At 62.0% G+C, this 8797-nt stretch carries 7 protein-coding genes; 6 read left to right on the top strand and 1 reads right to left on the bottom strand.

The window, feature by feature from the left end; translation table 11 throughout:
- Positions 1–94 precede the first annotated feature (94 nt).
- Positions 95–898 carry a glycosyltransferase family 2 protein gene (locus ACHHTY_RS04430; RefSeq protein ID WP_395492857.1) on the bottom strand — a complete coding sequence of 268 codons (804 nt, stop codon included), beginning with the start codon at positions 896–898 and terminating at the stop codon, positions 95–97.
- 217 nt (positions 899–1115) lie between these two features.
- Here ACHHTY_RS04430 and ACHHTY_RS04425 point away from each other — a divergent pair, with 217 nt between their 5' ends.
- The 6 genes from ACHHTY_RS04425 to dnaE all read left to right on the top strand — a co-directional run bounded on the left by ACHHTY_RS04425 (position 1116) and on the right by dnaE (position 8687).
- On the top strand, positions 1116–1493 hold the full coding sequence (locus ACHHTY_RS04425; RefSeq protein WP_395492856.1) for a helix-turn-helix domain-containing protein: 378 nt from the start codon (positions 1116–1118) through the stop codon (positions 1491–1493).
- A 118-nt stretch (positions 1494–1611) separates the two neighbouring features.
- Positions 1612–2802 (top strand): homoserine O-acetyltransferase MetX, encoded by a 1191-nt coding sequence (gene metX, locus ACHHTY_RS04420; protein WP_395492855.1) that lies wholly within the window; start codon positions 1612–1614, stop codon positions 2800–2802.
- A gap of 100 nt (positions 2803–2902) precedes the next feature.
- The gene (gene metW / locus ACHHTY_RS04415) at positions 2903–3502 is read left to right on the top strand and encodes a methionine biosynthesis protein MetW (RefSeq protein WP_395492854.1); all 600 of its coding nucleotides are present in this window, start codon (positions 2903–2905) and stop codon (positions 3500–3502) included.
- Between the two features lie 298 nt (positions 3503–3800).
- Complete coding sequence (gene cysK, locus ACHHTY_RS04410; protein WP_395492853.1) at positions 3801–4724, top strand: cysteine synthase A; 924 nt, start codon at positions 3801–3803, stop codon at positions 4722–4724.
- A 126-nt stretch (positions 4725–4850) separates the two neighbouring features.
- Complete coding sequence (locus ACHHTY_RS04405) at positions 4851–5027, top strand: Trm112 family protein (protein WP_395492852.1); 177 nt, start codon at positions 4851–4853, stop codon at positions 5025–5027.
- Between the two features lie 69 nt (positions 5028–5096).
- A complete protein-coding gene (gene dnaE / locus ACHHTY_RS04400; RefSeq protein WP_395492851.1) occupies positions 5097–8687 on the top strand; it encodes a DNA polymerase III subunit alpha in 3591 nt (1196 codons plus the stop codon).
- Positions 8688–8797: the final 110 nt, after the last annotated feature.

Raw genomic sequence — 8797 nt, 5'->3', positions numbered from 1 at the left:
GCCGCAGGTTGCGGCAAGCGGACCGGCGCCGCATAGTTTGCTATGCAAGCCGGGCCGATCGCCGCAAGATGCGGTGCTGCTGCAAGGTTGCCACCTAGATCATGCGGTCGCGACGCAGAGCCTGATACCAGGCCTGGACACTGCTGAACTGCTCTTCCTGCTCGGCCAGCCAGGCCAGCAACTGGTTGAAGCGCGCCCGCGCCGCCGGCCGGTGGGCCTCGTCCCAGGACAGATCCCGCAGGCCCTGCAGGGCACCGCTCAGGGTAGCCTGGCTTTGCAGGCGGCAAAGGCTGCCGGCATGCAATTGGCGCCGGGCGATTTCCCCCGGGCCGGCATAACCGAAGGTGTGATTCTGGGCCAGCTGCAGGGCAAAACCCCAATCCTCCCCCAGACCCTGGGCACTAAAACCGCCCACGCGCTCAAAGGCCTGGCGGCTGACCGCCAGGGCCGAAGGCACCAGAAAGCACCAACGCAGCAGAGCTGTGAAGCAGTCGCCTTCGCAAATCTGGTCCGGCTCGGGTATGAGAAATTCCCCGCCGTTCAACCGGTCGACGGTGCGGGTGGTGCCGTAAGCCACGGCATAACCCTGCCGCAACACCCGGCATAAGCGGCCGGCATGATCACTGGTCCAGAGATCATCGGAATCCAGGAACATGATGACATCGCCCTCCGCCGCGGCCACCCCGGCATTGCGGGCCGGTCCCGGGCCCAAGCCGGGCAACCTCAGCCGCCGGAGCTGAGGGAAACGACGGACCAATAATTCTTCGGTACCATCCACCGAGCCGTCATCCACCACCACCAGTTCAACACCGGCGACATCCTGGGCCAGGACGCTGGCAATGGCCGTTGCCAGCATGCCGGCCCGGTCACGGGTGGGAATTACACAACTGATCTTCATTCTTGCGCCTCGCCTTAATGGAATATATTTTCTTTCTGGCTGACAAAGTGGTACAAAATCAACAGTGGACAAGAGCCCTCGGAATCGGTCAATAATAAAGAAAAAAAGAGCGCTTGACCGACTGCCGAACTAGCTTTGCCCTTAATAATAGATTATATTCCCCTAATCGGCCGGATTACCGGCTTACCTCACAAACGCGAAGCGCAAGAGGTGACACATGGAGAGCGCCACTTTTTTCAAAGCCCGCAAAAAACTCAAAAAAACCCAGAAGGAAATCGCCGAACTGCTGGGGACCTCCATTAAGGCCATCCACAGTTACGAACAAGGTTGGCGGTCGATCCCGCCCCATGTGGAGCGCCAGATGTATTTCCTCCTTTCCCGTCAGCGCGAACTGCATGAAAAAGCGCCCCGGCCCTGCTGGATCGTTAAAAAATGCCCCCCCTCCCGGAAGAAAAAATGCCCGGCCTGGGAATTTCGCGCCGGCAAGATGTGCTGGTTTATCAACGGTACCATCTGCGAATGCCAGGCGCGCAAGAATTGGAAGGAAAAAATGGAAGTCTGCAAAAAATGCGAAGTAATGTCGGTATTGCTTTAGCAGGTGCCAAGCTCAGGAGGAAAGGTTCAAGGATGGGCTGCCTTAAGTGCGGCGCCCGGTTTTGCCGCCGGGAGCTTGCTCCTTTAATCATGAATCTTGAACCTGATCAAGAGCGACCATGAGTGAATATGCCGCCCGTGATAGCGATGGTGTCTCCGTCGGTATCGTGGAGAAAAAATTTTTTACTTTCGCCGCCCAGCCCGAGGATCTGCTGGTCCTGGAAAGCGGGGCCCGGCTCGGCCCGGTGACAGTGGCCTACGAAACCTACGGCGAGCTTGCCCCCGAGCGGGACAACGCGGTGCTGGTTCTCCATGCCCTTTCCGGCGACAGCCATGTCGCCGGCTATTACGGCAAAGGGGATACCAAGCCCGGCTGGTGGGAAAACATGGTGGGGCCGGGCAAGGGGCTCGACACCGACCGCTACTTTGTGATCTGCACCAGTATTCTCGGCAGTTGCGGCGGCACCACCGGGCCCTGTGCACCCAACCCGGCCACCGGCAAACCCTACGGCCTGGATTTTCCGGTGGTTACCGTCGGCGACATGGTGGCGGTCCAGCACCGGCTCCTGCAAAGCCTGGGCATTACCCGCTTGCTGGGCGTAATCGGCGGCTCGCTGGGCGGGATGCAGGCCCTGGAATGGAGCCTGCGCTATCCCGACCAGGTCGCGGGAGTTATCGCCCTGGCCACCACCATGCGCCATTCGGCCCTGGCCATCGCCTTCAACGAGATCGCCCGCCAGGCGATCATGGCCGATCCCAACTGGCGCCACGGCCACTATTACGACGGGCCCAAGCCGGATACCGGCCTGGCGGTGGCCCGGATGATCGGCCATGTCACCTATCTTTCCGACGAAGCCTTGCGGCGCAAATTCGGGCGCCGCCTCCAGGAAAAGAAGGATTTTTCCTTCCAGTTCGACATCGATTTCCAGGTGGAAAGCTACCTGCGCCATCAGGGCCACAAGTTCGTCGAGCGTTTCGACGCCAACTCCTTTCTTTACGTGACCAAGGCCGCCGATTACTTCGACTTGGAGCGGCGCGGCGGGGTCAGCTCGGCGGTGGAGGCCTTCGCCGCCGCCCAGGCCAGCTACCTGGTGGTTTCCTTCACCTCGGACTGGCTCTACCCCACGTACCAGTCCCGGGAACTGGTCCGGGCCCTGAAGAAAAACGGCCTGGATGTCAGTTTTTGCGAAATAAAGGCGGATTGCGGCCACGATGCCTTTTTGATCCCCAACCAGCGACTCAGCCGCTTGATCGCCAACTTCCTCGAGCGAGTGCAGCGTGAAAATAGACAACCCGGGCAAACCCCCTAGCCTTGGCGAGGATGCGGTGAAAGCGGCAACTTCGGCCTCACGACCCACAGCCGGCCCTCCAGCGAGCCGAGCCGGCCAACCGGGCACCCCAGCGCAGCCAATGCGTTTTGATCTGACGGTAATCGCCTCCTGGATCAAACCGGGCAGCAAGGTCTTGGATCTGGGCTGCGGCGAAGGCGATCTGCTTTACCACCTCAAGCAGAACAAGGGAGTGAACGGCACCGGAATCGAAATGGTGGAGGCCAAGGTCCTGCGCGGGATCGAAAAGGGCCTTACCGTCCTCCAGGGCAACATCACCGAAGAGGTTCAGGACTACGCCGACAACACCTTCGACTATGTCATCCTCAGTCAGACCCTGCAGCAGGTCTATGCTCCGGCCCAGTTGCTCAATACCCTGCTCCAGATCGGGCGCCAGGTGGTGGTGAGCTTCCCCAACTTCAGTCACTGGAAAAACCGCTGGCAGATTTGTGCCCAGGGCCGGGCCCCGGTCTCCAAGCAATTGCCCTTCGAATGGTACAACACCCCCAATATCAGGGTGATCAGCATTGCCGACTTCCAGCGTTTCATCAAGAAGATGGGCTGGCGCATCCGCCGGGAGACGGCGATCAACACCGACCATCACGATCAGCACGGCAACGTGGTCCGTTTGCTGCCCAACCTCAGGGCCACTTACGGCATTTTTCTGCTGGAAAAACGGTAAGGGCGGCCCCTGGCTCTGCAACATGCCGTTCTCCCTCGCTTATTCTTAATGGCCGGTTTATTGCCCGAATCGGTCACCATTGCAGTCTTTGTACCGGTCATCGATTGTTAGTAACCGACTTTCAGCCGGTTGCCGCCAACCATGCGGCACCGCTCATCCCGGCGTTTACCTTTCCGTCGATTTGGGTTATTTTCCCGCTACGGTGCGCGCCGGGCAACCCGGCCAGCGAGCCGCTGATCTGGGCCCCTCGACCGGCAGGATTTTCACCTCCTTATCACCTTAAAGCAAGGAATTAACCATGACCAACGACATCAAAGACTTCAGCGCCCTGGTGGGCGCCACTCCCCTGGTGCGCCTCCAGCGACTGGGTCGGGACAGCGGGGCGGAGATCCTGGTCAAGCTGGAATCGCGCAATCCGGCCTTCAGCGTCAAGGACCGAATCGGCAAGGCCATGCTGGAGGCGGCCGCCGCCGAGGGCAAGGTCGGTCCCCAGACGGTTATCATCGAGCCCACCAGCGGCAATACCGGCATTGCCCTGGCCTTCCTCTGCGCCGCCAAGGGGCTGCGCCTGATTCTGACCATGCCGGAAACCATGAGCCTGGAGCGGCGGGCCCTGCTCAAGCATTTCGGGGCCGAACTGGTGCTGACCCCCGGCGCCCAAGGAATGAAAGGGGCCATCGCCAAGGCCCGGGAACTCACCGCCGTCACCCCCGACAGCTTCATGCCCGACCAGTTCGGCAATCCCGCCAACCCGGAAATTCACCGCCGCACCACGGCCGAGGAAATCTGGCAGGCCACCGGGGGCGAAGTTGATATTTTTGTGGCCGGGGTGGGCACCGGCGGCACCATTACCGGGGTCGGTGAAGTCATCAAGGACCGGCGCCCTCAGTTTCAGGCCATCGCGGTGGAGCCGGCGGATTCTCCGGTGCTTTCCGGCGGCCAGCCCGGTCCCCACAAAATTCAGGGAATCGGGGCCGGCTTCGTCCCCGCGGTGCTCAATACCGCCATCATCGATGAAATCATCACCATTACCAATGACGAGGCCCTGGCCACCGCCCGCCAGATTGCGACCCGGGAAGGCATTCTCTGCGGTATTTCTTCCGGCGCCAATGTGCTGGCCGCCCTCCGGGTAGCCGCCCGCCCGGAAAACCGGGGCAAACGGATTGTCACCGTGATCTGCGACACCGGCGAGCGCTACCTCAGCACCGCCCTGTTCGAATAACCGGCTCTAGCGATACCAAGCCAGGCGCCAAGGGGGCCGAAGCAAATTTTTGCTGCCCCCCTTCACACGGGGGTGACCTGGACCCTGGAAAGCCGCCCCTTGCAGCTCTATTAAGGAGAACCGCATATGCTCAACGAAGAACTGCTGGCCATTCTGGCCTGTCCCCAGTGCAAGGGCCCGGTGCGGCTCACCGCCCAGCAAGACGGCCTGATCTGCGACCAGTGCCGGCTGCTTTATGAAATTCGCGATGAAATTCCGATCATGCTCATCGACGAGGCCAAGCCCCTGGACAACGAGGATTAAGCCGGCCCGCCGTCTGTCGCCAGGCCTCCCGCAATCAACCCACCACCTATCAGTGCACGGAGTACCGTAATGCCGGAAGCAGTGGAAACCAGCCTCGCCCCGGAAGAGTCCGCCGGGTTTGTCCATCTCCACGTCCATACCCAGTACAGTCTCCTGGATGGCGCCATCCGGTTGGATCGGCTGCTGGACAAGTGCCGGGAATACGGCATGAAGGCCGTGGCGATCACCGACCACGGGGCGATGTTCGGGGCCCTGGAGTTCTACGTCAAGGCCCGCAAGGCCGGGATCAAGCCGATCATCGGCTGCGAATTCTACATCGCCCCGGAAAGCCGGACCGACAAGAGCGCCAAAAGCGCCGGTGCCGCCGCCTTTCATCTGATGCTGCTGGCCATGGACCAGACCGGCTACCGCAACCTGATGAAACTGGCCAGCATCGCCCAGCTCGAGGGTTTTCACTACAAGCCCCGCATCGACATGGAGATCCTGGCCGCCCACAGCGATGGGCTGATCGCCATGACCGCCTGCCTCCACGGCCTGGTGCCGTCCCTGCTGGTCCGGGGCGACCTGGCCGGGGCCCGCCGGGCGGCCCAGCGCCTGCATGAGCTTTTTCCCGGCCGGCTTTATCTCGAGATGCAGGAAAACAAGATCCCCGAGCAGCAGACGGTAAACCAGGGCCTGAAAAAGCTGGCCGCCGAATTGCATCTGCCCCTGATCGCCACCAATGACTGCCATTATCTCAACCGGGAGGAGGCCCAGGCCCACGAGGTCCTGCTCTGCATTCAGACCGGCAAGACCATGGCCGACAGCAACCGTTTCCGCTTTTCCACCGACGAACTTTATTTCAAATCGCCGGCGGAGATGAAAAAGGCCTTCAGCCATTGCCCCGAGGCCCTGGCGGAAACGGTCAAAATCGCCGAACGCTGCAACCTGGAACTGGATTTGAGCTCCCATCATTTTCCGGATTTTCCTCTGCCGGCCGGCGAAACCCTGGCCAGTGTCTTCAGCCGGGCCGCCCGCCAGGGCCTGGAAAAGCGGCTACGCGAAATCCGCCAGCGCGACGGGCTGACCCCCGAGCAGGAAGAGGTTTACCGCCAGCGGCTGGAGCATGAGATCGATGTTATCATCAAGATGGGCTTTCCCGGCTACTTTCTGATCGTGGCCGATTTCATCAACTGGGCCAAGGACCGCGATATCCCGGTGGGCCCGGGCCGGGGCAGCGGGGCCGGCAGCCTGGTGGCCTACGCACTGCGAATCACCGATATCGACCCCATCCCCTACGGCCTGATCTTCGAACGCTTTCTCAACATCGAACGCAAGTCGATGCCCGACTTCGACGTCGACTTCTGCCAGGAGCGACGGGGCGAGGTGATTGAGTATGTCCAGCAGAAGTACGGCGGTTCCGAGCACGTGGCCCAGATCGTCACCTACGGATCGATGAAGGCCCGGGCGGTGATCCGGGACGTGGGCCGGGCCCTGGGGATGAGCTATGGCGACGTGGACCGGATCGCCAAGCTGATCCCGGAAGAGTTGGGCATTACCCTGGACAAGGCCATCGAAAAGGAGCCGCGGCTCCAGGACCTGATGAAGCGGGAGCCGGCCGTGGCCGAACTGCTCACCGCCGCCCGGACCCTGGAGGGCCTCAATCGCCACACCTCGATCCACGCCGCCGGGGTGGTGATCTCGCCCAAGCCGATGGTGGAGTATCTCCCCCTCTGCCGCGGCCCCAAGGGCGAGGTGCTGACCCAGTATGACATGAAGTACACCGAGATGACCGGGCTGATCAAGTTCGACTTCCTCGGCTTGAAAACCCTGACCGTCATCGACCGGGCCCTCAAGCTGATCAAGGGTGATCTCGGCCAGGAGATCGACATCGCCGCCATTCCCATGGATGACCCCAAAACCTACGACCTGCTCTGCAAGGGAGACGCCCTGGGGGTTTTCCAGCTGGAAAGCTCGGGCATGCGCAGCCTGCTGATGAAGATGAAGCCGGAGGTCTTTTCCGACCTCATCGCCCTGGTCGCCCTTTATCGCCCCGGCCCCCTGGAATCGGGGATGGTGGACGACTTTGTCAACACCAAGCACGGCCGGATGGTCGCCAAGTATCCCCTGCCCCAGTTGGAGCCGATCCTCGAGGAAACTTACGGGGTTATCGTCTACCAGGAGCAGGTGATGAAGATCGCCAACGTCCTGGCCGGCTACTCGTTGGGGGATGCCGACAACCTGCGCCGGGCGATGGGCAAGAAAATCGCCGCGGTGATGGAAGCCGAAAAGGGCAAATTCCTGGCCGGCTGCGAAAAAAACCGGATCGACCCCAAGAAGGCCGAGCACATCTTCGACCTGATGGCCAAATTCGCCGGCTACGGCTTCAACAAGAGCCACAGCGCCGCCTACGCCCTGGTGGCCTACCAGACCGCCTGGCTCAAGGCCCACTATCCGGCCCAGTTCATGGCCGCCCTGCTCTCCTGCGACATGGGCAACACCGACAAGGTGGTGCGCTATATCAACGAGTGCAAGGAACATGAAATCGAGGTTTTGCCCCCCGATATCAACGAGTCGTTCCGCGATTTCACGGTTATCAACGACCGCATCCGCTTCGGCCTGGCGGCGGTGAAGAACGTCGGCGGCGCCGCCCTGGAGTCGATCCTCGAGGTCCGGGAAGCCGACGGCCCCTACAAGTCGCTGGAGGATTTCTGCCTGCGGGTGGATGGCCGCAAGGTCAACCGGCGGGTGGTGGAAAGCCTGATCAAGGCCGGGGCCTTCGACTCCCTGGGAGCCCGGCGCTCCCAGCTTTTCGCCATCCTCGATCAGGCCGTCGACCAGGCCCAGGCGGCCCAGCGCGATCGCTTGAGCGGCCAGATCTCCCTTTTTGCCGCGATGCCCAAGGCGGATGCGGAGCGGGCGGTGAGCATCGAGTTGCCGGAGCTGCCGGAATGGTCGGAAAAGGAAAAACTGGCCCTGGAAAAGGAAACCGTGGGTTTTTATCTCACCGGGCATCCCCTGGATAAACATCGACGCGAACTGGCGGCCCTGGTGGATACCGATCTCCACGGACTCAAGGAGTGGCCGGAAAACCAGCCGGCCCGGGTCGGCGGCCTGATCCGCCAATTCAAGCACCACCGGAGCAAGAGAGGGGCAGCGATGGCCTTCCTCACCCTGGAGGACACTGTGGATTCCACCGAGGTGGTGATTTTCCCCGAGGCCTTCGCCACCTGTTCCCACCTGCTGAGCGGCGACGAGCCCATCGTGATCCAGGGCAAGGTGCAGAAAGAGGAAAGCGGGGTCAAAATGATCGCCGAAACGGTGGACAGCCTGGCCGAAGCCCAGGTCAAATACACCGACCGGGTGGTAATCCGCCTGCGGGCCGACCGCCTGGACCGGCCCCGGATTGAAGCGGTCAAGCACGCGGTCCAACGCTTCCACGGCCCCTGCCGGGTGGCCCTAAACCTCCTGTTTCCCGACCGGGGCGAGGTGGAAATCACCGCCTCGGAGGATCTGACCGTACGCCCCTGCCGGGAATTCAGCGCCGAGGTTGAAAAGCAGTTGGGCTATGCCGCCCTGAGCTACCGCAAAAAGGCCACCGAGGACAACGGCAAGGGTCGCGCCAACGGCCAGCATGGGGGCCGGCCCAGCCGCCGCGGGATGGGCAGCGCCGGTTCTTAAAGCCGCCGGCCGCGGCCGGTGGCGGGATCTGCCGGCGGCCGGGGTCATCACACCAGGCTCCCGGGCCGGGCCCCACAGCAGGGGATGGCGTTATCCCTTCTCATCCCCCG

The organism is Desulfurivibrio nitratireducens (genome assembly GCF_044068515.1).
Lineage (GTDB): Bacteria > Desulfobacterota > Desulfobulbia > Desulfobulbales > Desulfurivibrionaceae > Desulfurivibrio.
Note: the sequence above shows the minus strand (reverse complement) of the source record. Positions and strands in the feature narration are given on the sequence as shown.